General features: G+C 66.4%; 22 protein-coding genes. 20 read left to right on the forward strand and 2 right to left on the reverse strand.

Annotation, left to right across the window (positions count from 1 at the left end):
- Positions 1-30: 30 nt before the first annotated feature.
- The 7 genes from BLV60_RS28225 to BLV60_RS28255 all read left to right on the forward strand — a co-directional run bounded on the left by BLV60_RS28225 (position 31) and on the right by BLV60_RS28255 (position 7,566).
- Positions 31-354, forward strand: coding sequence for a nucleotide pyrophosphohydrolase (locus BLV60_RS28225; protein WP_093058615.1), 324 nt, complete (start codon positions 31-33; stop codon positions 352-354).
- A 123-nt stretch (positions 355-477) separates the two neighbouring features.
- Entirely contained in the window at positions 478-1,746 is a 1,269-nt protein-coding gene (gene urtA, locus BLV60_RS28230) for an urea ABC transporter substrate-binding protein (RefSeq protein WP_093058616.1), read from the forward strand.
- Between the two features lie 92 nt (positions 1,747-1,838).
- Entirely contained in the window at positions 1,839-3,386 is a 1,548-nt protein-coding gene (gene urtB / locus BLV60_RS28235) for an urea ABC transporter permease subunit UrtB (RefSeq protein WP_093058617.1), read from the forward strand.
- A complete protein-coding gene (urtC, locus tag BLV60_RS28240; RefSeq protein WP_093058618.1) occupies positions 3,383-4,606 on the forward strand; it encodes an urea ABC transporter permease subunit UrtC in 1,224 nt (407 codons plus the stop codon). Before urtB ends, urtC begins: the two co-directional genes overlap by 4 nt.
- A complete protein-coding gene (gene urtD / locus BLV60_RS28245; protein ID WP_093058619.1) occupies positions 4,603-5,481 on the forward strand; it encodes an urea ABC transporter ATP-binding protein UrtD in 879 nt (292 codons plus the stop codon). The genes urtC and urtD overlap by 4 nt, the downstream gene beginning before the upstream one ends.
- 12 nt (positions 5,482-5,493) lie before the next feature.
- Positions 5,494-6,186, forward strand: a complete 693-nt coding sequence (gene urtE, locus BLV60_RS28250; protein ID WP_015866784.1) for an urea ABC transporter ATP-binding subunit UrtE — start codon at positions 5,494-5,496, stop codon at positions 6,184-6,186.
- A gap of 132 nt (positions 6,187-6,318) precedes the next feature.
- Entirely contained in the window at positions 6,319-7,566 is a 1,248-nt protein-coding gene (locus tag BLV60_RS28255; RefSeq protein ID WP_093058620.1) for an MFS transporter, read from the forward strand.
- Here BLV60_RS28255 and BLV60_RS28260 read toward each other — a convergent pair.
- Positions 7,556-8,236 (reverse strand): anti-sigma factor family protein, encoded by a 681-nt coding sequence (locus BLV60_RS28260; RefSeq protein WP_093058621.1) that lies wholly within the window; start codon positions 8,234-8,236, stop codon positions 7,556-7,558. The two genes, BLV60_RS28255 and BLV60_RS28260, sit on opposite strands and share 11 nt — an antisense overlap.
- Positions 8,223-8,804 carry a sigma-70 family RNA polymerase sigma factor gene (locus BLV60_RS28265; RefSeq protein WP_256329617.1) on the reverse strand — a complete coding sequence of 194 codons (582 nt, stop codon included), beginning with the start codon at positions 8,802-8,804 and terminating at the stop codon, positions 8,223-8,225. Before BLV60_RS28265 ends, BLV60_RS28260 begins: the two co-directional genes overlap by 14 nt.
- 157 nt (positions 8,805-8,961) lie before the next feature.
- On the opposite strand from BLV60_RS28265, the gene BLV60_RS28270 reads away from it, so the two are divergent.
- The 13 genes from BLV60_RS28270 to BLV60_RS28330 all read left to right on the forward strand — a co-directional run bounded on the left by BLV60_RS28270 (position 8,962) and on the right by BLV60_RS28330 (position 25,524).
- On the forward strand, positions 8,962-10,206 hold the full coding sequence (locus BLV60_RS28270; protein WP_093058622.1) for a YVTN family beta-propeller repeat protein: 1,245 nt from the start codon (positions 8,962-8,964) through the stop codon (positions 10,204-10,206).
- 85 nt (positions 10,207-10,291) lie between these two features.
- Complete coding sequence (locus BLV60_RS28275; RefSeq protein WP_093058623.1) at positions 10,292-11,302, forward strand: aldo/keto reductase; 1,011 nt, start codon at positions 10,292-10,294, stop codon at positions 11,300-11,302.
- 72 nt (positions 11,303-11,374) lie between these two features.
- Positions 11,375-12,859, forward strand: coding sequence for an efflux transporter outer membrane subunit (locus BLV60_RS28280; protein ID WP_093058624.1), 1,485 nt, complete (start codon positions 11,375-11,377; stop codon positions 12,857-12,859).
- A 4-nt stretch (positions 12,860-12,863) separates the two neighbouring features.
- Positions 12,864-14,090 (forward strand): efflux RND transporter periplasmic adaptor subunit, encoded by a 1,227-nt coding sequence (locus BLV60_RS28285; protein WP_093058625.1) that lies wholly within the window; start codon positions 12,864-12,866, stop codon positions 14,088-14,090.
- Positions 14,087-17,257 (forward strand): efflux RND transporter permease subunit, encoded by a 3,171-nt coding sequence (locus BLV60_RS28290; RefSeq protein WP_093058626.1) that lies wholly within the window; start codon positions 14,087-14,089, stop codon positions 17,255-17,257. The genes BLV60_RS28285 and BLV60_RS28290 overlap by 4 nt, the downstream gene beginning before the upstream one ends.
- A gap of 51 nt (positions 17,258-17,308) precedes the next feature.
- Positions 17,309-18,031, forward strand: coding sequence for a heavy metal response regulator transcription factor (locus BLV60_RS28295; RefSeq protein WP_093058627.1), 723 nt, complete (start codon positions 17,309-17,311; stop codon positions 18,029-18,031).
- On the forward strand, positions 18,028-19,425 hold the full coding sequence (locus tag BLV60_RS28300) for a heavy metal sensor histidine kinase (RefSeq protein WP_093058628.1): 1,398 nt from the start codon (positions 18,028-18,030) through the stop codon (positions 19,423-19,425). The genes BLV60_RS28295 and BLV60_RS28300 overlap by 4 nt, the downstream gene beginning before the upstream one ends.
- Positions 19,426-19,541: 116 nt before the next feature.
- The gene (locus tag BLV60_RS28305) at positions 19,542-20,480 is read left to right on the forward strand and encodes a VTT domain-containing protein (protein ID WP_093058629.1); all 939 of its coding nucleotides are present in this window, start codon (positions 19,542-19,544) and stop codon (positions 20,478-20,480) included.
- 101 nt (positions 20,481-20,581) lie between these two features.
- Positions 20,582-21,811, forward strand: a complete 1,230-nt coding sequence (locus tag BLV60_RS28310) for an MFS transporter (protein ID WP_093058630.1) — start codon at positions 20,582-20,584, stop codon at positions 21,809-21,811.
- A 44-nt stretch (positions 21,812-21,855) separates the two neighbouring features.
- A complete protein-coding gene (locus BLV60_RS28315) occupies positions 21,856-22,842 on the forward strand; it encodes a hypothetical protein (protein ID WP_093058631.1) in 987 nt (328 codons plus the stop codon).
- A gap of 59 nt (positions 22,843-22,901) precedes the next feature.
- Entirely contained in the window at positions 22,902-24,293 is a 1,392-nt protein-coding gene (locus BLV60_RS28320) for a cache domain-containing protein (protein ID WP_093058632.1), read from the forward strand.
- Positions 24,290-24,928, forward strand: coding sequence for a response regulator transcription factor (locus tag BLV60_RS28325; RefSeq protein WP_093058633.1), 639 nt, complete (start codon positions 24,290-24,292; stop codon positions 24,926-24,928). Before BLV60_RS28320 ends, BLV60_RS28325 begins: the two co-directional genes overlap by 4 nt.
- 347 nt (positions 24,929-25,275) lie before the next feature.
- Positions 25,276-25,524, forward strand: a complete 249-nt coding sequence (locus BLV60_RS28330; protein WP_093058634.1) for a hypothetical protein — start codon at positions 25,276-25,278, stop codon at positions 25,522-25,524.
- The last annotated feature ends 235 nt before the right edge of the window (positions 25,525-25,759 follow it).

Below are 25,759 nucleotides of genomic sequence, written 5' to 3' on the forward strand. Positions count from 1 at the left end.
AAACTCTTCTGTCCTCACGACAGGACAGACATGGCCACCGATATCCAGCAACTGACCCAAGACCTGCGCGACTTCGCCCAGGTGCGCCAATGGGAGATGTTCCACTCCCCCAAAAATCTGGCCTCCGCGCTTTCCGTGGAGGCCGCCGAACTGCTTGAACACTTCCAGTGGATGAGTGAAGCCAAGAGCCGCAATCTGACCGCCGCCAAGCGCGCCGAGATCGGCACAGAGATCGCCGACGTCTTCCTCTACCTGCTGCAGCTCGCCGACAAGCTCGATATCGACGTGATCGAGGCAGCAAAGAGCAAGATGCTCGCCAACGCCAGCAAGTACCCCGTGCCGCCACCTGCCTGAGCCCTGAGTACCTCCGTGTACGCCACCCGGCGTATTTCCCCTTCCTGGTGCATTCCGCAGACTCCCTCCCACGCCAGCAAAGCGCTGGCGACAAGGTTCAACCAACCCGGAGCAGGAGTCCACATGCAACGTCGTTTCACACTCAAGGCGCTCACCGCCGCCGTCGCGCTGGCCAGCATTTCTGCTGCGCCCGCTTTCGCTGCCGACACCATCAAGGTCGGCGTGCTGCACTCGCTGTCGGGCACGATGGCCATCTCTGAAACCGTGCTGAAAGACACGGTGCTGATGGCCATCGACGACATCAACAAGAAGGGCGGCGTGCTGGGCAAGCAGCTCGAGCCCGTGGTGGTCGACCCGGCCTCCAACTGGCCCCTGTTCGCTGAAAAGACCAAGCAGCTGCTCGGCCAGGACAAGGTCTCGGTGATCTTCGGCTGCTGGACCTCGGTGTCGCGCAAGTCGGTGCTGCCGGTGGTCGAGGAAATGAACGGCCTGCTGTTCTACCCGGTGCAGTACGAGGGTGAAGAACTCTCGAAGAACGTGTTCTACACGGGCGCCGCGCCCAACCAGCAAGCCATTCCGGCCGTCGACTACCTGATGAGCAAGGAAGGCGGCGGCGCCAAGCGCTGGGTGCTGCTGGGCACCGACTACGTGTACCCCCGCACCACCAACAAGATCCTGCGCGCCTACCTCAAGAGCAAGGGCGTGAAGGACACCGACATCGACGAGAAGTACACCCCCTTCGGCCACAGCGACTACCAGACCATCGTTGCCGACATCAAGAAGTTCTCGGCCGGCGGCAAGACTGCAGTGGTGTCGACCATCAACGGCGACTCCAACGTGCCCTTCTACAAGGAACTCGGCAACGCCGGCCTGAAGGCCAAGGACGTGCCCGTGGTTGCCTTCTCGGTGGGCGAAGAAGAGCTGCGCGGCGTGGACACCAAGCCGCTGGTCGGGCACCTGGCCGCATGGAACTACTTCATGTCTATCAAGAACCCGACCAACACGGCGTTCATCAAGCAGTGGAGCGACTACGCCAAGGCCAAGAACATCGCCGGCCACAAGGACAAGCCGCTCACCAACGACCCGATGGAAGCCACCTGGATCGGCATCCACATGTGGAAGCAGGCGGTCGAGAAGGCCAAGTCGACCGACACCGACAAGGTGATCGCAGCCATGGCCGGCCAGACCTTCACGGCTCCCTCGGGCATCGTCTCGAAGATGGACGAGAAGAACCACCACCTGCACAAGAGCGTGTTCATCGGCGAAATCAAGGCCGATGGCCAGTTCAACGTGGTGTGGAAGACGCCGGGTCCTGTGAAGGCGAAGCCGTGGAGCCCGTACATCGAAGGCAACGACAAGAAGCCTGACTACCCCGCTGGCAAGTCGATGTAAGTGTGTTTCTCCCTCCCCCGCTGGGGGAGGGAGCCAACCCGATTTCCATTCTCATGATGCTTCGACGAACCCTTCACTGCGCACTCGCCGCCATGCTGCTCATGGCATCGGCCGCCCACGCGTTGACCGCCGACGAAGCCCGGGCCATCGCTTCCGGCGAATCGGAAGCCCGCATCGCCGCGCTCAACAAGGCCGTGCTCACGGCCGACGACAAGACCGCCGCCTTCATCCAGGCCATGTCCGACGACGCGGTCAAGTACACCGAAGACAAGGTCTTCGTGATGAAGGACGACAAAGGCTACGACCCCGTCACCGGCGCCGAGCTGAAGGTGCCCGACACCGCCGAAGACGTCGTCAACAACAACCTCATGCGCGGCGCGCTCGATGCCGCACAGGCTGCTCTCAAGCTCACGAGCAAGGACGACTCGGTGCGCGCCGAAGCCGCGCAGGCGCTCTTCAAGGAGCCCGACGAATCGCGCGTGCCCATGGTCGAGAAGGCGCTGGCCGCCGAGACCAACCCCAAGATCAAGGCGCAGCTCGAACTGGTGCGCGCCGCCAGCATGCTCACCAGCGCCGACAAGGCCAAGCGCCTCATCGCCGCCAAGGAGCTCGGCAACAACCGCAACCCCGACACCAAGCTGCTGCTCAACCAGCGCCTGACCGACGAAACCGAGGCGGACGTCAAGGCCGCCATCGTCGCTTCCATTGCCAGCATCGACGGCGCGCTGGTCTGGGGAGACCGCATCAACGCCGTGTTCAGCGGCATCAGCCTGGGCTCGGTGCTGCTGCTGGCCGCGCTCGGCCTGGCCATCACCTACGGGCTGATGGGCGTGATCAACATGGCGCACGGCGAGCTGATGATGATCGGCGCCTACGCCACCTACGTGATGCAGGGCATCTTCCAGAAGTACGTGCCCGAGGCGGCCTTCGGCTTGTACCTGGTCGCGGCCATTCCGGTCTCGTTCCTCGCGTCGGCGCTCGTGGGCGCGGTGCTGGAGCGCGGCGTGATCCGCTTCCTGTACGGCCGACCTCTCGAAACGCTGCTCGCCACCTGGGGCATCAGCCTGATGCTGCAGCAGCTCGTGCGCACGCTGTTCGGCGCGCAGAACGTCGGCGTCGAAAACCCCGGCTGGATGAGCGGCGGCTTCACCATGCTGAGCAACGTCACGCTGCCGTGGAACCGCATCTGCATCATCATCTTCGCCGCTCTGGTATTGCTTGCGATGGGCTGGCTCATCGGCAAGACGCGCCTTGGCCTCTTCGTGCGCGGCGTTACGCAGAACCGTCCGATCGCATCGTGCATGGGTGTGAACACCGCGCGCATCGACACCTACGCCTTCGCGCTCGGCTCCGGCATCGCGGGCCTTGCCGGCTGTGCGCTGAGCCAGATCGGCAACGTCGGCCCCGACCTGGGCCAGAGCTACATCGTCGACAGCTTCATGGTGGTCGTGATGGGCGGCGTCGGCCAGCTCGCGGGCACCGTGTATGCGGCGCTGGGGCTGGGCATTCTCAACAAGTTCATCGAAGGCTGGGCGGGCGCGGTGCTCGCGAAGATCGCGGTGCTTGTCTTCATCATCATCTTCATCCAGAAGCGGCCGCAAGGCATCTTCGCTATGAAAGGCCGGAGCGCTGAGGCATGAGCAAGGTCGTACTTCCAACCAAGGGGCCGCTGCTGAGCGGCAAGGGCTGGACGGCCTTCTTCGTCGCGCTGATCGTGGTGTGCGCGGTGGCACCGGTGCTCAACATCTGGGTGCCGGTCGACAGCCCGCTGCACATGAGCGACTACGCGGTGGCGCTGGTCGGCAAGATCATGTGCTACGCCATCTGCGCGCTGGCCATGGACCTGATCTGGGGCTACACCGGCATCCTCTCGCTGGGCCATGGCCTGTTCTTCGCGCTCGGCGGCTACATGATGGGCATGTACCTCATGCGCCAGATCGGCCGCGACGGCAACTACAAGAGCGACCTGCCCGACTTCATGGTGTTCCTCGACTGGAAGACGCTGCCCTGGCACTGGACCTTCAGCGACAGCTTCATCGCCACGCTGATTTTGATCGTCGCGGTGCCGGGCCTCATCGCCTTCGTGTTCGGCTTCTTCGCCTTCCGCTCGCGCATCAAGGGCGTGTACTTCTCGATCATCACGCAGGCCATGACCTTTGCGGCCATGCTGCTGTTCTTCCGCAACGAGACGGGCTTCGGCGGCAACAACGGCTTCACCGACTTTAAGCGCATCCTGAATATTCCGATCGCCACGCAGGAAATGCGAATGACGTTGTTCGCGCTCACCGGCGCCACGCTGCTGGGCTTCTTCCTGTTCGCCAAGTGGCTCATCGGCAGCAAGTTCGGCCGCGTGCTGCAGGCCATTCGCGACGCCGAAACGCGCGTGATGTTCTCGGGCTACAACCCGCTGCCGTACAAGCTCACGATCTGGGTCATCTCCGCCATCATGTGCGGCGTGGCCGGCGCGCTGTACGTGCCGCAGGTCGGCATCATCAACCCGGGCGAGATGAGCGCGGCCAACTCCATCGAGATCGCGATCTGGGCCGCCGTGGGCGGACGCGCGACGCTGATCGGCCCCATCATCGGCGCCTTCATCGTCAACGGCGCGAAGAGCTGGCTCACCGTGGCCTACCCCGAGTACTGGCTGTACTTCCTGGGCGCCTTGTTCATTGCTGTCACGCTGTTCCTGCCGAACGGCATCGTGGGGTTGGTGCGCAAGTGGGTGTCGAGGGAGAAGAAGCCGGTGTCGCCCGAGCCCGTGCAGGATGCTGCTGCACGGCGCTCGGTTGCGGCGGAGCAGGGCGTCGAGCCCGATGCGCTGGCCTCGCTGCCCGTGGACGCGAAGGGAGCACGCGCATGACGCCCGACCTGATGGAAGCCGGCGCCGAGCGCGCGGCACGCGCCAGTGGCATTCACTACGCGAGCGGCAGCACCGAATCGGGCGGCCGCGCCGCAGATTTCGGCCGCCACGTCACGCCGGGCGAAGTCGACGTCACGCACGGCCGCATCCTTTACCTCGAAGACGTGAGCGTGAGCTTCGACGGCTTCAAGGCCATCAACAAGCTGTCGCTCGATATCGCGCCAGGCGAGCTGCGCTGCATCATCGGCCCCAACGGAGCGGGCAAGACCACGATGATGGACATCATCACCGGCAAGACGCGGCCCGATTCGGGCACCGTGTTCTTCGGCAGCACCATCGACCTGCTGCGCCATCGCGAAGCGGACATCGCGCAATTGGGCATCGGCCGCAAGTTCCAGAAGCCGACAGTGTTCGAGCACCTGACCGTGTTCGAGAACCTCGAGCTCGCGCTGAAGACCAACAAGGGCGTGCGTGCCTCGATGCTCTTCAGGCTCGACTCGGCGCAAAGCGATCGCTTGGCCGAGGTGCTGGAAACCATTCACCTCGCCGACAGCGTGTCGCGCCTGGCCGGCAACCTGAGCCATGGCCAGAAGCAGTGGCTGGAAATCGGCATGCTGCTGATGCAGGACCCGAAGCTGCTGCTGCTCGACGAGCCCGTCGCAGGCATGACCGATGAAGAGACGGCGCGCACCGCCGAGCTGTTCCTCACCCTCAAGGGCAAGCATTCGCTGATGGTGGTGGAGCACGACATGAGCTTCATCCGCACCATCTCCGAGATCGTCACCGTGCTGTGCGACGGCTCCGTGCTGGCGCAAGGCACGCTGGACGAAGTGCAGGCCGACGAGCGGGTGATCGAGGTCTATCTGGGCCGCTGAGGAACCGAACTCATGCTGACAGTCAAGAACATCCACCAGTACTACGGCGGCTCCCACATCCTCCGGGACGTGAGCTTCGAGGCAACGCTCGGCAAGGTCACGGTATTGCTGGGCCGCAACGGCGTAGGCAAGACCACGCTGCTGAAGTCGCTCATGGGCCTGGTGCCCATCAAGAGCGGCAGCATCGAACTCGAAGGCAAGCCCATCCACAAGGCCACGCCGTACGACAGGGCAAGAGCCGGCATCGGCTTCGTCCCGCAGGGCCGCGAGATCTTTGCGCGGCTCACGGTCGAGGAAAACCTGCGCATGGGCCTGGCCTACAAGAGCGGCAGCACACCCATTCCGTCGGAACTGTTCGACCTGTTCCCCGTGCTCAAGCAGATGATCAACAGAAGAGGCGGCGACCTCTCCGGCGGGCAGCAGCAGCAGCTCGCCATCGCCCGGGCCCTCGCGCCCAAGCCCAAGCTGCTGATCCTCGACGAGCCCACCGAGGGCATCCAGCCGAGCATCATCAAGGACATCGGCCGCGTCATCCGCATGCTGGCCGACCGCGGCGACATGGCCATCGTGCTGTGCGAGCAGTACTACGACTTCGCCCAGGAGCTGGCCGACGACTACCTCGTGATGGAGCGGGGCGAAGTCATTGCCCGCGGCCTTGGCAAGGACATGGAAGCCCAGGGCGTGCGCCAGCTCGTCGCCATCTGAACCCCTTGGGCAGGGCTTCGAAGCCCTGCCAGTACAAGGCCTTGGGCAACTGCGTATCGGCAGAAATTCAGGGTTTACCCTAAAATCCGGCTTCTGCCCGCGGCCGCCGGGCACCTTCCCAGGAGCCTGGCCTTGAACGCCTCCCCACCCGCGCTGGACAGCGCGGACACCGATATTTCCGTTTCTTCTTCTCCCGCCGCGCCCGTCAGCTTCCTGCGCGCGGTGCTCGCACTTGGCGTCGGCGGCTTTGCCATCGGCACCGGCGAATTCGTCATCATGGGCCTGTTGCCCGAAGTGGCGAAGGACATCGACGTCAGCATCCCGCAGGCAGGCCACGTCATCAGCGCCTACGCGCTCGGCGTGGTCATCGGCGCGCCCGTGCTCGCGGTGCTCGCCGCAGGCTGGCGCCGCCGCGCGCTGCTGATCGCGCTCATGGCCGTGTTCGCGGCCGGCAACTTCGCCAGCGCCGCGGCCCCCAACTATTTGCTGCTGAACCTGCTGCGCTTTGCCACCGGCCTGCCGCACGGCACCTACTTCGGCGTGGCCGCGCTCGTGGCCGCCACGCTCGCTCCACCGGGGCGCCGCGCGCGGGCCGTGGGGCTCGTCATGCTGGGGCTCACCGGCGCCACGCTGGTCGGCGTGCCCATCGCCGCCTGGCTGGGCCAGATCTTCGGCTGGCGCGCCGCCTTCGTGTTCGTCGGCGTGATCGCGCTGGTGGCCATCGCGCTGCTGCGCCGCGACATCCCCGACCTCGCAGCGCCCGCAGGCGCCAGCCCTTGGCGCGAACTCGGCGCGCTCAAGCGCAAGCAGGTGTGGTTCACGCTCGGCATCGGCGCCATCGGCTTCGGCGGCATGTTCTCGGTGTTCAGCTACATCAAGCCCACGCTCATCGAAGTGGCAGGCATGCCGCTGGGCGGCGTGCCCTTCGTGCTGGCGCTGTTCGGCCTGGGCATGGTCACCGGCAACCTCGTGGGCTCGCGCCTGGCCGACAAGTCGCTCATGCGCACCATCGGCGGCCTGCTGGTCTATGCGGCGCTGGTGCTCGCGATGTTCACCTTCGCGGCGCACAACGTCTTTACCGCGGCGTTCAACGTGTTCCTCATCGGCACCACCGTGGCCATCGGCCCGGCGCTGCAGATCCGGCTGATGGACGTGGCCGGCGATGCGCAGACGCTCGCTGCCGCACTCAACCACTCGGCCTTCAACATGGCCAACGCGCTCGGCGCGTGGCTCGGCGGCGTGGCCATTGCCGCGGGCCTGGGCTGGACCTCGACCGGCTGGGTCGGCGCCTTGCTGGCGCTGGCGGGCATGGGCGTGTTCGGTTGGGCGATTGCGAGCGCGCGCGCCGAAGCGCGCCGGCCCGAAACGGTTACTTGCTGAGGGCTGCGCCCTCGGGCGCGCCGCGTTCGCGCAGCAGCGACGCGAAGCGGCGAAGCTCCGTCGCGTTCAGGTCCGACACCGCCCACGCCTGCATGCCGCCCTGGGCCCATCGCGCCAGCTGGTAGCCCTGGCGCGTGGAGAACACGGGGCTCTGTGCCTTCGCATCGGCCGCCGGCCAGACGAACACATTGATCACATGCGGCCCTGAGCGATACACCAGCGCTGCCACGGTGCGCCCATCGAGGTAGTCGAGCCGCCCGCCAGTCAACGAAAAGCCTTCCGCAGCCAGGTCGATCACCGGCGGTGAAAAGTCGAGCTTGCCGGCGAACCACGGCTTCACCGTGTGCTGGTCGGACGAGGCCACGTCGGCCAGGTGCGAGGCCATCAGCGAGCGCACGTGGTTTGCGGTGACGGCTTCGGCGAGCGCGTCCTGCGGCGGCACCGGCGTCGCGAGCAGCATCAGCGCAAGGCCCCATGCCGTCGCCGCGCCCGTGCCGAACCACGCCAGGCCTTGCCACAAGCCGCGACGAGGCTGCTGCACCGGCGTGGGCGCGGTCACTGCCTCGGCGCGCACCGCCTGCCCGATGCGCTCGGCCAGCCCATCCGGCGGCGTGTGCCGCACGGCGTGACGCCGGATCAGCGTTCCCAGTTCTTCTTCAGACATTGACATGGTGGATCTTTCCTCCAGCGTCGCCAGCGGGCCGTTCGTCGCGCAGGCTGTCGCGCAGCAAGGCCCGCGCGCGCGACAGCCGTGACATCACCGTGCCCAACGGCACGCCGGCGATGCGCGCGATGTCCTCGTAGCGCATCTCTTCAAGCTCGCGCAGCACGATCATTTCGCGGTACACCGGCGGCAGCGCGTCGATGGCGGCATTGATGCGCTCGCCCTGTGCACGCTGCTCCCATTGCCGGGCCGGATCGCCGGCCTGCGCTGAAGAGTGGCCATCAGCCGCCTCGCTGTCGCGCAGTTCGTCGAACTCGACCTGGTCGGCCAACTGCCGGTTCTGCCGCATCCAGTCGTAGCAGGCATTGCGCACGATGCCCAGAAGCCAAGGCCGCGCGCTCTCGCCGCGCAGCCCGTCGAAAAAACGGAACGCACGCAGGTACGCCTCCTGCACCGCATCGTCGGCCAGCTGGTCGTCGCGCAACAACCAGCGCGCAAGATTCCACGCCGCATCGAGATGCGGCAACGCTGCGGCTTCGAACTGGCGTGTGCGATCGGTCGTCAACAGGCTCAATGGGCTCCTTCTTCCTGCATGACGGAGTGGCCCGGCGCTTTATTCCATCTTTTTCCATCTTTTTTACCGACCCGCGTGGAATAAGCAGGGCACGCCATGCGTCATGCCCTGTGCGGATTCTGCTTGCTTCCGTTCAATTCCCCAGGAGGTTTTCACCATGCTCGCCATTCCCGGTTTCGCACGCATCCTCGTACTGCTCTCGGCCCTGGCCGCCTCGGCCGCCCCCGCCCTGGCCGCCGGGCCCAAGGCCTACGTCGGCAACTTCAAGGACAGCACCGTCAGCGTGATCGACACCGGCACCGAGCGCGTCGTCGCCACCGTGCCGGTGGCGGCCGGGCCGGACGGCATCATCGTTGCGCCGGGCGGGCGCAGTGTGTTCGTCAGCGGCTCCAATGCCTCGACTGTGAGCGAGATCGACGCTTCAACTGACCGCGTTGCCCGCAACATCGACGTGGGCAAAGGCCCGCAGGGCCTGGCCATGACGACAGACGGCAAGTGGCTGCTGGTGGCCGTCAACGGCGACGACCGCGTGGCCTTCGTCGACACCACGGCCCACGGCGTGAGCGCCACCGTGCCGGTGCCCAAGCCGCACACCATCGCCATCCGGCCCGACGGGCGTCAGGCCTACGTTGCATCGCAGGAGCCCGGCCATTTCGCGCTGGTCGTGATCGACATGACCACCCGCAGCGTGGTCACCGAGATCCCGCTCGACAAGCCACCGCGCGACCTGGAGTTCGGCCACAACGGCAAGGCGCTCTACCTCACGCTGGCTGGCGTGCCCGCGGTGCAGGTGCTCGACCCCGCCACCAACCAGTGGAGCGCGCCGGTTCCCACGGGCGTGTCGCCGCACATCGCACAGCACTTCGCCGGAATGGCCAGCGGCGTGGTGGTAGTGCAGGGACCGGGTGAAGTCATGCTGTTCGACCCGGCCACGCGTGCGGCGGTGCGCAGCATCGGCGTGGGCAAGCAGCCGCATTGGCTCGACCTGTCGGCGGACGGCAAGAAGCTGTGGGTGAGCAACGAAGGCTCGAACGACGTCAGCGTGGTCGATCTTGCGGGTGGGCCGGTGCACACGGTGGCGGTGGGCAACGCGCCGCGCAAGGTCGCGGTGCAGCACGTCGCGGCCGCCGAAGCCGCGCATGCCGGTAGCTCCAACCACGTGACTATCCGCAACTTCGCCTTCGAGCCCGCGCAGATCACGGTCAAGGCCGGTCAGCGCGTGAGCTGGCAGAACGACGACGGCGCGCCGCACGGCGTGGTCTTCAAGGACGGCGGCACCGGCATCGATCTTCTGCTGCCCGGCAAGACCTTCGCCCGCACCTTCGACAAGCCGGGCACCTACGACTACGTGTGCTCGGTGCACCCTTACATGACGGCGCGCGTGACGGTCATTTCCCCCTGACCTGCGCGCAGGCGATGCGGTGCCTATGATGGTTGAGCGGGCCAGGCATGTGCACGGCCCCTTCGCTTCCAAGGAGCCAACCCCCATGAGCATTCCCACCACGCGGCTCGGCCGCACCGGCCTTACCGTGTCCCGCCTTGCCCTCGGCACCATGACCTTCGGCCTGCAGACCGACGAGACGGTGTCGCACCAGATCCTCGACAAGGCTGCCGAAGGCGGCATCAATTTCCTCGACACCGCCGACGTGTACCCGCTCGGCGGCACCGTCGAGACCACGGGCCGTACCGAAGAGATCATCGGCCGCTGGCTGCAGAAGCAGGGCCCCACGGGCCGCCGCCGTTTTGTCGTCGCCACCAAGGCGGTCGGCAAGGTCGGCCCCAACAGCTGGGACCAGGGCGCGTCGCGCAAGCACCTGCTGGACGCCATCGACGCCTCGCTCAAGCGGCTGCAGACCGATCACGTCGACCTGTACCAGCTGCACAGCGACGACCGCGAGACGCCGCTCGAAGAAAGCCTGGAGGCGCTCGACGTCATCGTGAAGTCGGGGCGGGCGCGCTACATCGGCGTGTCGAACTTCCTGGCCTACCGGCTGGCGCGCGCGTTGGGCAAGGCCGAGCTGCACAAGCTCACGCGCTATGTGTCGGTTCAGCCGCGCTACAGCCTGCTGTTCCGCGAGATCGAGCGCGAGCTGCTGCCGCTGGTTGGCGAAGAGGGGCTGGGCGTGATTCCCTACAACCCCCTGGCGGGTGGCCTGCTGACCGGCAAGTACAAGCCCGGAGCCAAGCCCGAGGAAAACACCCGCTTCACGCTCGGCACCGCGGGCAACATGTACCAGGACCGCTACTGGAACGAGCGCAGCTTCAACACCGTGACGCAGCTGCACAAGCTGGCCGACGAGGCGGGCGTGCCGCTGGCAACGCTGGCCGTGGCGTGGGTGATGGCGAATCCGCTGATTACCGCGCCGCTGCTCGGCGCGAGCCGGCCCGACCAGCTCGACGCGACGCTGGCCGCCGCCGAATACAAGCTCGATCCGGCGCTGAAGCAGAAGCTCGACGAGCTGACCGCCGAGTACCGCAAGGGCGATGCCCCGCGCTGACGCTGAAACTGTCAGAACTGTCAGTTAGTCGACAGCGAGGGGTTTGATGAGGGTGCCTAGAGTGCCCTCATCATGGTTCTTTCCGACGTACCTCCTCTCTCGCGCGCGGCCCTCGCGCTGGCCGTCATGGTCCTCGCAGGCTGCGCTGTCGGCCCCGACTACGTCCGCCCGCAGATGGACGTGCCGGTCGCCTACAAGGAAACCGGCGGCCCCTGGAAAACCGCTGCCCCGCAGACCATCGACGCCAGCCACCCCTGGTGGGACGCCTACGGCGACAGCACACTCAGTGCGCTGATCGTGCAGGCCAACGCGGCCAACCAGAACATCCGCGTCGCCGAGGCGCAGTACCGCGAGGCGCAAGCCATCACCGCGGCAGCGCGCGCCAACTTCTTCCCGACCGTCGGCATCAACGCCGGTGCCACCCGTGCGCAGTCGAACAGCACCGGCACCGTCAAGCTAGGCACCACCGACACCCTCGGCCTCGCCGCCAGCTGGGAGCCCGACATCTGGGGCGCGGTGCGCCGCTCGGTCGAGGCCGGCAGCGCGAGCGAACAGGCCAGCGCCGACGACCTGGCCGGCGCGAGGCTCAGCATCCAGACCACGCTCGCGCAAGACTATTTGCAGATCCGCGTGATCGACCTGCAGCGCGACCTGTACGCCAGCACCACCACCGCCTACGCCAAGGCGCTCGAACTCACACAGCACCAGTACGCGGCCGGCACAGTGCTGCGCTCCGACGTGGCGCTGGCAGAAAGCCAGCTCAAGACGGCGCAGGCACAGGCCGTGGACCTCGACGCCCAGCGCGCCCTGCTCGAACACGCCATCGCGGTGCTGACGGGGCAGGCGCCCGCGTCGTTCTCGCTGCCGCCGCTCGAATCGTCGTCGCAGCCGCCCACGGCCGAAACGCTTTCTTCGGCCGCCGCGCTGCGCGTGCAGCTCCCGGTCACGCCAACGGGCCTGCCTTCGGAGCTGCTCGAACGCCGCCCCGACATCGCCGGCGCCGAGCGCCGCGTGCAGGCCGCCAACGCCAACATCGGCGTGACCAAGGCCGCGTACTTCCCGCAGATCGTGCTCAGCGCCAGCGGCGGCTTCAGCGCGGCCACGCTGGGCACGCTGTTCAACACGCCCAGCCGCGTGTGGTCGCTCGGCGCGGCGCTGGCGCAGACCGTGTTCGACGGCGGCTTGCGCAAGGCGCACACCGACCAGGCCGTGGCCACCTACGACGCCTCGGTCGCGCAATACAAGCAGACCGTGCTCGGCGGCTTCCAGCAGGTGGAAGACAACCTCGCCACCCTGCGCGTGCTCGACAACGAATCCGCCCTGCAGGCCGATGCCGTGCGCGCCGCGCAACTCGCCGAGCGCCTGGCCCTGAGCCAGTACCGCGCAGGCACCGCCACCTACCTCAGCGTGGTGACGGCGCAGACGCTCTCGCTCACCAACCAGCGCACGGCCGCGCAGGTGCTCGGCCGCCAGCTGGCAGCCAGCGTCTCGCTGATCGCGGCCACGGGCGGCGGCTGGAATGCCGCCGATGCCGCACAAAAGACTTCCGGAAATTGACGCCATGACGACGACCGCAGACACCACCACAACGCACCCCCTGTTCCAACGCCGCTCCACCTGGCTCGCGGCCGCCACGCTCGTGGTCGGGCTGGGCGGCGGCGCCTGGGCGCTCACCCACCACGCGGCCAACGCAGCCAAGCCCGATGCGCCCAAGACTCCGCCGGTGCAGGTGACCACCGCACGCGTCACGCCGCAGACCGTGCAGGTCTATCGCTCGGGCATCGGCACCGTCGCCTCGATGGCCACCGTTACCGTCAAGGCGCGCATCGATGGCCAGCTCGACAAGGTCGGCTTCGTCGAAGGGCAGGACGTGAAGGCCGGCCAGCTGCTCGCGCAGCTCGACCCGCGCACGCTGCAAGCCCAGCTCGCGCAGGCGCAGGCCACCAAGGCGAAGGACCAGGCCACGCTCGTCAATGCGCGCGCCGACCTCAAGCGCTACACCACGCTGCTCTCGCAAGACGCCGCCACGCAGCAGCAGGTCGATACGCAGAAGGCCCTGGTCAACCAGCTCGAAGCCACCGTGCAGAACGACGCGGCGCAGGTGCAATTCGCCGAAGTGCAGCTGAGTTTCACGCGCATCTCGTCGCCCATGAACGGCCGCGTCGGCGCGAGGCTGGTGGACCCGGGCAACATCGTTCACGCGACCGACACCAGCGGCCTCGTCGTCATCAACCAGATCGACCCCATCGCCGTGCAGTTCACGCTGCCCGAAGACGCGGTGCAGGACATCAACCGCGTGCAGCAGCAAAGCGCGCAGCCGCTCTCCGTGGTGGCCTTTGACCGCAGCGGCGCGCAGATGCTGGGCACCGGCAAGCTGATCTTGCTGAACAACCAGATCGACACCACCAGCGGCACCGTGCAGCTCAAGGGCAGCTTCGCCAACCCGCAGCACACGCTGTGGCCCGGCCAGTACGTCAACGTGCGGCTGCAGCTCGACCGCCGGCCCGATTCGCTCACCGTGCCCGCCGCCGCCATCCAGCGCGGACAGGACAACACCTACGTCTGGGCCGTCGATGCAGAGAACAAGGCCGAGAACCTGCCCGTGCACGTGGTGCAGATCGCCGACGGCACGGCAGTTGTCGACAAGGGCCTGACGGCCGGCCAGCGCGTGGTGGTCGACGGCCAGTACAAGCTCAAGCCCGGCGCCACCATCGTCGAGCCACCGCCCGCCGCCAAGAATGCAGATGGCAAAGATGGCAAGAAGGCCGCCAGCGGGAGCAGCAATTGAGCATCTCCGCCGCATTCATCAAGCGCCCCATCGGCACCACGCTGCTGGCGCTGGCCATCCTGCTGGTCGGCGCGGCGGTGTTTCCGCTGCTGCCGGTGGCGCCGCTGCCGCAGGTCGACTTTCCGACCATCCAGGTTTCGGCCAACCTGCCGGGCGCCAGTCCGGAAACCATGGCCTCCAACGTTGCTCAGCCGCTGGAGCGGCAGTTCTCGCTGATCGCGGGGCTGTCGCAGATGACGTCCACCAGCGGCCTGGGCTCCACGCAGATCACGCTGCAGTTCGATCTCGACCGCAGCATCGACGCCGCCGCGCTCGACGTGCAGGCCGCCATCAACGCATCAACCGGCCAGCTGCCCGCCAACCTGCCGAGCCCGCCCACCTTCCGCAAGGTGAACCCGGCCGACGCGCCCATCCTGATTCTTTCGGTGCAGTCGAAGACGCTGCCGCTCACCGAGGTGAACGACTACGCCGACAACATCCTCGCGCAGCAGATATCGCAGATCTCCGGCGTGGGCCTGGTCAACATCGGCGGTGTGCAGAAGCCGGCCGTGCGCATCCAGGTCGACCCGGCCAAGCTCGCAGCGCTGGGCCTGAGCCTTGAAGACGTGCGCACCGTGCTTGCCTCGGCCACCGTCAATGCGCCCAAGGGCACCATCGACGGGCCGAACCAGAGCTTCACCGTCTACACCAACGACCAGTTGCTGAAGGCCCAGCCATGGAACGACGTGGTGCTGGCCTACCGCAACGGCGCGCCCATTCGCGTGCGCGACCTGGGCGTGGCGGTCGATGGCCCCGAGAACGCCAAGATCGCCGGCTGGGCCTACGCAGGCGCCGCCGCGCCCGAAGGCAGCAACGTGCAGAACGGCCGCTCCATCGTGCTCGCCATCACCAAGCAGCCCGGCGCCAACGTCATCGAAACGGTAGACCGCATCAACGCCGCGCTGCCGCGGCTGAAGGCGTCGATTCCGCCCACGGTGGACGTCAACGCCATCATCGACCGCACGCAGACCATTCGCGCCTCGGTGAAAGACGTGGAGTTCACGCTGCTGCTGACCATCGCACTCGTGGTGGCCGTGATCTTCGTGTTCCTGCGCAATGTGCCCGCCACGCTCATTCCCAGCGTGACCGTGCCGCTCGCGCTGCTGGGCACGGTCGCGGTGATGTACCTGCTGGGCTACAGCCTCGACAACCTCTCGCTCATGGCGCTGACCATCGCGGTCGGCTTCGTGGTGGACGACGCCATCGTGATGCTCGAGAACATCTACCGCTACGTCGAAGAGGGCATGTCGGCCGTCGAGGCCGCCTACAAGGGCGCGAGCGAAATCGGCTTCACCATCATCTCGATCTCGGTGTCGCTGGTGGCGGTGTTCATTCCGCTGCTGCTCATGGGCGGCATCGTTGGGCGCCTCTTCCGCGAGTTTGCGGTAACGGTCACGCTCACCATCGTGGTGAGCGTGGTGATCTCGCTCACGCTCACGCCCATGCTGTGCTCGCGCTTTCTGAAGAACGAGCACGGCAACAAGCACGGGCGCCTGTACCAGCTGTTCGAGCGCGGCTTCGACGCCATGCTCAACGGCTACAAGCGGGGGCTGCATGTGGTGCTCGACCACCAGTTCATCACGCTGATGGTGTTCATTGCCACGGTGGCCGCCACCGGCGTGCTGTTCGCGATCATCCCGAAAGGCTTCTTCCCGCAGCAGGACACCGGCTTCATCTCGGGCTTTGCCGAATCGGCTCAAGACGCATCCTTCGCGTCGATGAACGCCCGCATGCTCGAGCTGGCCGACGTGGTGCGCAAGGACCCTGACGTGACCGGCTTCGGCATGAACGGCAGCTCGTCCACCTACAACACCGGCAATTTCTTCATCAGCCTGAAGCCCAAGGACGAAGGCCGTACCGCCACCGCCGACGAGATCATCACGCGCCTGCGCCCGCAGCTCGCCAAGGTGCAGGGCGTGAACCTGTTCCTGCAGGCCGGGCAAGATATTCGCGTGGGCGGACGCGCCTCGCGCACGCAGTACCAGTACACGGTGACCGACGCCAACCTCGACGAGCTCAACACCTGGGCACCCCAGTTGCTCGCGCGCTTCAAGCAGCTGCCCGAAATCACCGACCTGGCCTCCGACCAGCAGAACGCCGCGGCATCCGCCGTGCTCACCATCGACCGCGACCGCGCGTCGAGCTTCGGCATTTCTCCCGCCACCATCGACGCCACGCTGTACGACGCCATCGGCCAGCGCCAGGTGGCGCAGTACTTCACGCAGCTCAACAGCTACCACGTGGTGCTGGAGGTAACGCCCGAGCTGCAGCAAGACCCGTCGCTCTTCAGCAAGCTGTACCTCAACTCGCCGCTCACCGGCCAGCAGGTGCCGCTGTCGACCTTCGTGAAGGTGGACACCAGCAAGACGGCCTACCTGTCGATCAGCCACCAGGGCCAGTTCCCGGCGGTGACCATCTCGTTCAACCTCGCGCCGGGCCATGCGCTGGGCGACGCGGTGAACGCCATCAACAAGGCGCAGGCCGAGATGGGCCTGCCGCAGTCGCTCACCGGTTCGTTCCAGGGCACGGCGCAGGCCTTCCAGGATTCGCTCGCCTCGCAGCCCTACCTGATTGCGGCGGCGCTGGTGGCGGTGTACATCGTGCTGGGCCTGCTGTACGAGAGCTACATCCACCCGCTCACCATTCTGTCGACGCTGCCCTCGGCCGGCGTGGGAGCCCTGCTGATATTGATGGCGGGCGGCTACGACCTGAGCGTGATTGCGCTGATCGGCATCATCCTGCTGATCGGCATCGTGAAGAAGAACGGCATCATGATGATCGACTTCGCGCTCAAGGCCGAGCGCGAGCAGGGCATGTCGCCGCACGACGCCATCTACCAGGCCTGCCTGCTGCGCTTCCGCCCGATCATGATGACCACCATGTGCGCGCTGCTCTCGGGCCTGCCGCTGATGCTGGGCCACGGCTCGGGCTCGGAGCTGCGCCGGCCGCTGGGCTACGCGATGGTCGGCGGGCTGATACTCTCGCAGGCACTCACCCTGTTCACCACGCCGGTGGTCTACCTGTACCTCGACCGTGCCCACTACTGGTACATGAATCGCAAGGAAGCGCGCAAGGCCCGCAAGGCAGCGAAGGAAGGCAAGGCCCCGGTGCCGGCCGAGGCGCACTGATGAGCGCCGGCTGACACCACGGACAGGGACGGAGACAGAGACAAAAACGCCATGAAGATCCTGATAGTCGAAGACGAGCTGAGAACCGCGGACTACCTCTCCAAGGGGTTGACCGAGCAGGGCTGCGCCGTCGACATGGCGCACAACGGCATCGACGGCCAGCACCTGGCGCTCACGCACGACTACGACGTGATCGTGCTCGACGTGATGCTGCCCGGGCAGGACGGCTTCTCGGTGCTGCGCGCGCTGCGTGCCGTCAAGCAGACGCCGGTCATCATGCTCACCGCGCGCGACAGCGTGGAAGACCGCATCAAGGGCCTGCACGAAGGCGCGGACGACTACCTCGTCAAGCCCTTCTCGTTTCTCGAGCTGCTGGCGCGGCTGCAGGCGCTGAACCGGCGTGGCCGCAAACAGGAGCCGATGCAGCTGCGCATTGCCGACCTGCAGGTCGACCTGCTGGCGCGCAAGGCTTTTCGTGGCAGTGGTGGCGGCAACACGCGCATCGACCTCACGGCCAAGGAGTTTGCGCTGCTGGCCGTGCTGGCAAGGCGCCAGGGCGAGATCCTGTCGAAGACCGCCATCGCCGAGCTGGTGTGGGACATGAATTTCGACAGCAACACCAACGTGGTCGAGGTGGCCATCAAGCGGCTGCGCGACAAGATCGACGTGCCCTTCAGCCCGAAGCTGCTGCACACCATCCGCGGCATGGGCTATGTGATGGAAGTGCGCGACGGCGACAGCAACACCGCCGAGGGGGAGGGCGCCGCACCGTGAAGCGCTCGATCACCGCGCGGCTGGTCATCATGTTCACCGTGGCGGCGCTCGCGACCTTTGCGCTGACCGGCTTCGCGCTGCACAGGGTGCTGATTCGCGAGCTGGACCGGCACCAGTACGAAGAGCTCGACACCACGCTCAAGAGCCTGCAGTTCTGGATCAAGGCCATCGACACCCCCGAGCGCTGGACCCGCGTGCAGGCGCGCATGGATGCGCTCACGCCAGAGGACGGCAGCGTGCGCTTCTGGGTGCTCAGCGACGATCCGCGCTTCCAGTACGGCAAGGGCCTGGCCGAAATCGACGGCCTCACGCGCGAGGCCAACGGCCACACCAGCAGCGTCGTGCTGCCGGGGCAGGAGAGGCCGTTTCGCACGCTGTCCGTGCACATCGAGCCCCATGCGCAGCGGCCGGCCGTACGGCTGATCGTCGGGCGCAACACCGAGCCTTATGCGCGCACGCGCCAGACCTTCCTGACCGCGCTGGCCGCGCTCGGGCTGGGGTCGGCGCTGGTGGTGGCCATTGCTGGCTACTGGATCGCGCGCGTGGGCCTGCGGCCGCTGGAGCGGCTTTCGGCCGAGGCGCAGGCGCTACGGCCCAAGACCTTGTCGCAGCGGCTGCAGTCGGGGGCCTTGCCGGTCGAACTCTCGGCGCTGGCCGAGGCCTTCAACGGTGCATTGAACCGGCTCGAAGAGGCCTACGGCCAGCTCGAATCGTTCAACGCCGACGTGGCGCACGAACTGCGCACGCCGCTGGCCAACCTCATCGGCAGCACGCAGGTGGCGCTGTCGCGCCAGCGCAGCGCGGGCGAGTTCCAGGAGGTGCTGCAGGCCAACCTCGAAGACCTGGAGCGCGTGCGCTCCATCGTCAACGACATGCTGTTCCTCGCGCGCGCCGACCGCGGCGAAGTGGCGACCGGGCTGGTGCTCACGCCCGTGGCGCAGGAAGTGCGCAAGACCATCGAGTTCTTCGAGTTCGTGCTCGACGAGACGCGTGCGCAAGTCGCCATCGAGGGAGACGTGCTGGCCGAGGTGCGGCTGGAAAGCGCGCTGTTCCGCCGCGCCATGTCGAACCTGCTGCAGAACGCCATAGAACATTCGAAGCCGGGGGCACAGATTGCCGTGACGCTGCGCGAAGAAGCCGCCTCGACGTGGATCACCGTGTCGAACCCGGGCGCACCCATCGACGAGCAGCACTTGCAGCACCTGTTCGACCGGTTCTACCGCGTCGATGCCGCGCGCAACGACGGCGGCGAGCACCATGGTCACGGGCTGGGGCTGGCCATCGTGAAGGCGGTGGCGAGCATGCACGGGGGCCAGGTGAGCGCATCGAGCGAAGGCGGCCTGAACACCTTTGGTTTCAGCGTGGCGCGCCCCCCTGAAAAACTCGCTGGCTGAAGCCGCCCGCCAATGGCCTGTGCCCAGTACGTTCTTGGGCCATGCCCGAGAATCGCGGTTCGCATGAACCGCACGCAACCACCGCAAATTCATCCAGCATCCGGACAAGGGCAGCCATGGCGCAGCTGATGTCCCTGCTCGTGCAGAACGCGATCCTGGTGGTGTTTGCCGCCAGTTTTGCCGCACGCCTCGGGCTGCCTGTGCCGGCGGCCGCGGTGCTGGTGGTAACGGGCGCGCTGCTGGCGGCGGGCGATGTCTCGGTGCCCGGCGTGGTGGCGGCCGCGGTCGTCGCCAACCTGCTGGGCGATGGTGCGTGGTTCTATGCCGGGCGGCGCTTCGGCTACCGCTTCATGCGCCTGCTGTGCCGCATCTCGCTGTCGCCCGACACCTGCGTGCGGCGCGGCGAATCGCTCATTACCGACTGGGGCGGCATGTCGCTCGTGGCCGCCAAGTTCGTGCCGGGCGTGTCGGTGGTGGCGCCGCCCATGGCGGGGGCGCTGGGCATGTCGGTGCGGCGCTTCATCGGCTTCGACATTGGCGCAGCGCTGGTCTGGACGGGCCTCTTCCTCGGGCTGGGCTGGGTGTTCCGCAACCAGATCCAGGAAGTGCTGGCCGTCATGGCGCAGGCCGGCGGCATTGCCACGGCCGCGCTGGCGGTGCTGTTGCTGGTGATCCTTGCGGTGCGCTACTGGCGCCGGCGGGCCTTCATGCGGCTCACGGGCATGCCGCGCATCTCGGTGGAAGAGCTGCACGAACTGCTGAGCGGGGAAGAGCCGCCGCTGGTGATCGACGTGCGCGGCCAGGCCGGCATGCAGGTCGACCCGCGCCGCATTCCGGGTGCAGAGGCGTACACGCTCAAGGCGCTGCAGCAGCGCAGTCTTGACCTGTCGCATGCCTCCGGGCGCGTCGTGGTGCTGTACTGCAACTGCCCCAACGAGGTGTCGGCCGCGCAGGCTGCACGCGTGCTGCTGGCGCGCGGTGCGCGACGGGCCCTGCCGCTGACCGGTGGGCTCGACGCATGGGTGGCCTCTGGCCGGCCCACCAGCGTGGACTGACCTCGCGCCTGCAGAAATCAGCCCTGCGTGCTAAGGTGCCCGGGCTTCGGGTTAACCCCTAAGCCCACCCCCCCCTTCGCAACTGGCAACCGGGACTCCTCGTGTCTTCTTCCGCTCCCACAGCCTCTCCGGCCGCTTCGACCGCAACAGGCCTCACGCCCGCGCTCACGCTGGTCTTCGCCATCGCCTGCGGGCTGTGCGTGGCCAACATCTACTACGCCCAGCCGCTGATCGGCCCCATCTCCGACACGCTGCAGCTGCACGCCGGGCTGGCCGGGCTGATCATGACGCTCACCCAGCTCGGCTACGGCGCCGGCCTGCTGCTGCTGGTGCCGCTGGCCGACGTGGTCGAGAACCGCAGGCTCATCGTCGGTGCGCTGTTCGGCGCGGTTATCGGGCTGGTGGGCATTGCGCTCTCGGACTCGGCCGTTACCTTCCTGGCTGCCTCCTTCGTGGTTGGCACATGCGCGGTCGCTGCGCAGGTGCTGCTGCCCTTCGCCTCGCACCTCGCGCCGGAGGCCACGCGCGGCAAGGTGGTCGGCAACATCATGGCCGGGCTGCTGGGCGGGATCATGCTGGCGCGGCCCTTTGCCAGCGTGGTGGCATCGGCGCTGGGCTGGCGCGCGGTGTTCTGGTTGTCGGCCGTGCTGATGGCCACCCTCATCGCCGTGCTGTGGCGCGTGCTGCCGCAGCGGCAGCCGCATGCCTCGGTGGGCTACGCGCGCACCATGGCCTCGCTGCCCGGCATCGTGTGGAACACGCCGCTGCTGCGCCGTCGCGGCTTCTACCAGGGAATGATGTTCTCCGGCTTCCAGGCCTTCTGGACGGCCGTGCCGCTGGCGCTGGTGCATGAGTTCGGTATGGGGCAGCGCGGCATTGCGCTGTTCGCACTGGCCGGTGCTGCCGGCGCGCTGATGGCACCGCTGGCGGGCCGGCTGGCCGACAGGGGGCTGACGCGGCCTGCCACAGGAGCCGCCATCGTCGTCGCGCTACTGTCCTTCGTGCTCGGAGCAATCGCCATGCACTACCACTCGCTGGCCGGGCTGGTCGCGGCGGGCATCCTGCTCGACGGGGCGGTGCAGCTGTGCCAGGTGCTCAACTTCCGCAGCCTGTTCATGCTGGCGCCTGAACTGCGCGGCCGGCTCAATGGGCTGTTCATGACCTTCATCTTCGTCTGCGCCGCAGTGGCCTCGGGCATTGCAGCTGCCGTGTATGCCTTCCACGGATGGAGTGGGCTGTGCCTGCTGGGCGGCGGCTATGTGCTGCTGGCGCTGCTCTACTACGCGACCGAGTTCCGCCAGCAACCTTCGGCCGTGCCCGTCGGCAGGTAGCAGACGCAAACGACCGTAGACTCGTTCGCTTTGCGTTGCATTCAATGAGTTCGCCGATTTTTTCGCGGTCCATTCAGGTAACCCAAACCGACGCGAGCGGTATCTGGCCCATCTTGCTGCTTTGCACGGCGTACTCCGTATTGATCGTCGGCGTGGCGTCGTGGGCTATCGACCCGGATGCGAAGGGGTGGTACATCGCGCTTGGCATGGTGATCATGCTTGCGTTCATAGCGTTGTGGCTGGTGGGCCTGGTGTTCGTCGTGCGTGCATGGATCTGGGTCGAGACGCATTGGCTGCAATCGGCCAAAGGCCGGGCAAAGGCGTTCAACGAATGCACGCGCGTCGACATCGGCGAAGGCGGTTTCTCCGTGCAAGGGCTTGGCCACGTCGATTGGATCGACGTGCTGGCCCTCGAAGGGATTCCCGACAGCGACAACTATCTGATCGTTCACACACGGCCATTCAAGAAGCTGATGTTGACGGCACCTGTCGATGAACTGGCGCCGGTCATCAACCACTATCTCGCGCTGAGAAGCAGCGTCAAGGCAACGCGCACGGGCACTCTGCAAAGCCGCGCCATGGTTTTTTGCTGGCGATGCTTTCTCGCCTGGATCTGGGCGGGGTATGCGTTGGCTGGCACCGCAGGCATCGCGTTGCTCCTCAACGTGTCAGATGCAGGATTCATGAAAACCATGGTGGGCCTCTGCGTGCTCATGCCACTGATCGCGTGGCTGGTCTGGGCCATTCCTGTCTCGCAGATCAGCACCTTTTCGCATTCGCGGGTGCGAGCCTTCGAACTCGACGGCACGCGGCTGCGCAGCATCGACGGTGCTTGGCAATTCGACCTGCTGCGAGCTCGCGTCAGCCGTCGCCGTGCCAGCGGTATCGGCTACGAATTCACTTTCCTGACCATTCGCCCGGAGTCGGGAAAGAGGCTCGATCTGATACTGGAGGGCGGACCCGATCAGGAGGCGTTGCTGGACGCCTTGAGCGATCGAGGCTTGCTGCCTGCGATGAACCCGCAAGGCTGAACGCCCGGGCCCTACGGGGGAGCCGAGGCGAAAGTGCTCAGTGGTAGCCTTGCCACCCGATGAATCTCCGCACCAAGATCGTTGCGCTGGCCGTTGCACCTTTGCTCATCGCACTGGTGCTGGTGGCCCTCGCGGTGCGCCACCAGGAGCACGACCTCGCCCAGCGCGAGCGAGCCCTCATCGAGCGCAGCTACATGGACCAGCGCCGCAGCGAGCTGCGCAGCTATGTCGAACTGGCCGTGAGCAACCTGCTGCCGCTGTACGAGTCAGGCCAGGACGACGAAGCCACCCGCAACGAGGCCCTGCGTCGCCTGGCCTCGCTCAACTACGGCGACGACGGCTACTTCTTCGTGTACGACCTGGAGGGCAACTCCCTCATGCACTCGCGTCAGCCCGAGCTGGTTGGCCAGAACCTGTGGGAGCTGCGCGACTCGCGCGGCCGCTACACCATCCAGGAGCTGATAAAGGGCGCGAAAGAAAACGGCGGCGGCTACGTCGAATACGAATGGCGCAAGCCGTCGAGCGCGCAGATGGCGCCCAAGCTCGGCTACGTGACCGCCATGCCGCGCTGGAACTGGATGGTAGGCACCGGCCTGTATCTCGACGACATCCAGTCGACCATGGACACCCTCGACCGGCAGATGAACGCCAACGTTACCGCCACCCTGCTGTGGATAGCCGGCATTGCCGCGCTGTGCCTCGGCGTGGTCAGCGCCGCCGGCCTGCTGCTGAACCTTAGCGAGCACCGCACCGCGGAAGCCAAGCTGCGCCTGCTCGCGCGGCGCGTGGTGCAGTCGCAGGAAGAAGAGCGCGGCCACCTCGCGCGCGAGCTGCACGACGGCACCAGCCAGACGCTGGTGTCGGCCAAGCTGCTGATCGAATCGGCCGTCGAATCGCTCGACCGCCAGCGGCAGCCCACGCCGCCCGCACTGGCCAAGGCGCTGCAGCGGCTCAACGATTCGTTGATTGAAGTGCGCCGCATATCGCACCGGCTGCGCCCCGCCTTGCTCGACACCCTGGGCCTGCCCGCCGCGCTGGAACGGCTGGTCGACGAGTTCAGGGAAGAGGGAGGCGTCGACGCGTCGATGATGATGGGCGGCGAATCATTCGAGCTGCAGCCCGAAGTGAAGACAGCGCTCTTCCGCCTGACGCAAGAGGCGCTGACCAACGTGCGCAAGCACGCGAATGCACAGCACGTGAACATTGCGCTGCACTTCGACGAAGAAGAAGGCGTGCGGCTCGAAGTGAGCGACGACGGTTCCGGCTTCGACATACAGGCCGTGCAGCTCGACCCCCGGCGCGGCATTGGCCTGCGCAACATGCGCGAGCGCATGGAGGCCATTGGCGGGCGGCTCATCATGTGCAGCAACGCCGGGCGCACATCCATCGAGGCCGAAGTGCCGACCCGCAGCGCAAGGGCTACCGAAGAAGCGCCCGCATCCATAACATGACGACGAAGACCATCCGGCTTTTTCTTGTCGACGACCATCCGCTGGTGCGCGACGGCCTGCGCGCCCGGCTCGGCTCCATGCCCAACCTGGAGATCGTCGGCGAGGCCGGCAGCGCGGCCGAAGCGCTAGCGCAGGTAGACAGCGTGCAGCCCGACCTGATGCTGATGGACGTCGGCATGAAGGACATGAACGGCATCGAGCTTGCGGCCCTGCTGCTGCAACGCCAGCCCGCAACGCACATCGTGATGCTCAGCATGTACGACAACCCCGAGTACGTGCAGAAGGCCCTGCAGGTGGGCGCGCGCGGCTACGTGCTGAAAGACGCGCCTGCGGCGGAGATAGTCGCGGCCATCGAGGCCGTGTCGGCAGGCGGCACATTCCTGAGCCCGGCCGTGTCGAAGAAGCTGTTTCGCACGCAGGAGCCGCGGCCCCTGCTAACGCCGCGCGAGAGCGAGATTCTTTCGGCGCTGGGGCGAGGGGAATCGAGCAAGCAGATTGCCCGCGACCTGGGGCTGAGTGTGCGCACGGTGGAGGCGCACCGGCAGAGCATCAAGCGGCGGCTGGGCATCGAGGGGCAGGCGGAGCTCATCAAGTACGCGGTGGAGCATGCGCGGGAGTTTGGGCAGCGCTCGTGAGCTTCAGCGACTGACTGTCAGAGCTTTGTGTATTGGCGCTGCCGCTCGGCGAATACCTGAGCTATTCGAGAAATTCTCGGCAGAAGTTTCTTCCTGCGCCGAGCTGGTTTTCTCTACAGTGAATGCCCCTGTGATTGAACGACCCGCTATGTGGGTGAGGAAGGCGGCATACACAACCAACACCACCAATCGGATGAATGAATGAACCGCTTCGCTTCACGGCGGGCCATTGATGCGACATGCATCGATGCGAACGTGAGGCACAAAAGGCGACGGCCAAGGTGCGCGAACACCTTGACCGTCTGACCAAGTGACGTGCAACAACTTTGGAAAGAGAGCACACCAAAATGGCTGAACGAATTATGGCCGGGCCTGCGAGGCCGGCATCTGCGGACGCGACTACCACGGCACGGGATCCGTTCGATCTTCTTGAGAACAAGCTGGAGCAGTTGAACTCGCTGCTGTGGTGCTTCTACGGCGCCGGGGATGGATGGTTCCAGGACGCAGGAGAGGCGCATCGGGAGAATCTGCTTTGGATTGCTTCTGATTTGGCGCGGGAGGCGGTGGAGTTGTTTCAGGAGAGTGGGGGTGGGTGACGGGGCTCGGTGCTAGATGCTTTGCAGGGTGTCCAGGGCTGCTTCAGACTGAGGCTGTGTGGAAACAGCTGCATTGATGGGGCGCGCAAGATCCGTTGGGCCGGCGGACTCAGTTCCTACCGGAATTCTCGGCCGTCTCTACAAGACGCGAGTCGGCTCCTACGACTTCATCTCTGCAATCAGGGTACTTGCGCCGAGGATCTTGATTGCTCGCTTGAGGTTGTAGGCCAGAACC

It is taken from the genome of Variovorax sp. YR634 (assembly GCF_900106655.1).
Lineage (GTDB): Bacteria > Pseudomonadota > Gammaproteobacteria > Burkholderiales > Burkholderiaceae_C > Variovorax.

What these genes read in the sequence shown, in the direction of transcription:
- BLV60_RS28330 (WP_093058634.1), top strand. Translation starts at nt 25,276, where the DNA reads ATGGCTGAACGAATTATGGCCGGGCCTGCGAGGCCGGCATCTGCGGAC.
- BLV60_RS28315 (WP_093058631.1), top strand. Translation starts at nt 21,856, where the DNA reads ATGAGTTCGCCGATTTTTTCGCGGTCCATTCAGGTAACCCAAACCGAC.
- urtD (WP_093058619.1), top strand. Translation starts at nt 4,603, where the DNA reads ATGACGCCCGACCTGATGGAAGCCGGCGCCGAGCGCGCGGCACGCGCC.
- urtA (WP_093058616.1), top strand. Translation starts at nt 478, where the DNA reads ATGCAACGTCGTTTCACACTCAAGGCGCTCACCGCCGCCGTCGCGCTG.
- BLV60_RS28295 (WP_093058627.1), top strand. Translation starts at nt 17,309, where the DNA reads ATGAAGATCCTGATAGTCGAAGACGAGCTGAGAACCGCGGACTACCTC.
- BLV60_RS28305 (WP_093058629.1), top strand. Translation starts at nt 19,542, where the DNA reads ATGGCGCAGCTGATGTCCCTGCTCGTGCAGAACGCGATCCTGGTGGTG.
- urtE (WP_015866784.1), top strand. Translation starts at nt 5,494, where the DNA reads ATGCTGACAGTCAAGAACATCCACCAGTACTACGGCGGCTCCCACATC.
- BLV60_RS28270 (WP_093058622.1), top strand. Translation starts at nt 8,962, where the DNA reads ATGCTCGCCATTCCCGGTTTCGCACGCATCCTCGTACTGCTCTCGGCC.
- urtC (WP_093058618.1), top strand. Translation starts at nt 3,383, where the DNA reads ATGAGCAAGGTCGTACTTCCAACCAAGGGGCCGCTGCTGAGCGGCAAG.
- BLV60_RS28225 (WP_093058615.1), top strand. Translation starts at nt 31, where the DNA reads ATGGCCACCGATATCCAGCAACTGACCCAAGACCTGCGCGACTTCGCC.
- BLV60_RS28260 (WP_093058621.1), bottom strand. Translation starts at nt 8,236, where the DNA reads ATGTCAATGTCTGAAGAAGAACTGGGAACGCTGATCCGGCGTCACGCC.
- BLV60_RS28280 (WP_093058624.1), top strand. Translation starts at nt 11,375, where the DNA reads ATGGTTCTTTCCGACGTACCTCCTCTCTCGCGCGCGGCCCTCGCGCTG.
- BLV60_RS28275 (WP_093058623.1), top strand. Translation starts at nt 10,292, where the DNA reads ATGAGCATTCCCACCACGCGGCTCGGCCGCACCGGCCTTACCGTGTCC.
- BLV60_RS28320 (WP_093058632.1), top strand. Translation starts at nt 22,902, where the DNA reads ATGAATCTCCGCACCAAGATCGTTGCGCTGGCCGTTGCACCTTTGCTC.
- BLV60_RS28325 (WP_093058633.1), top strand. Translation starts at nt 24,290, where the DNA reads ATGACGACGAAGACCATCCGGCTTTTTCTTGTCGACGACCATCCGCTG.
- BLV60_RS28285 (WP_093058625.1), top strand. Translation starts at nt 12,864, where the DNA reads ATGACGACGACCGCAGACACCACCACAACGCACCCCCTGTTCCAACGC.
- urtB (WP_093058617.1), top strand. Translation starts at nt 1,839, where the DNA reads ATGCTGCTCATGGCATCGGCCGCCCACGCGTTGACCGCCGACGAAGCC.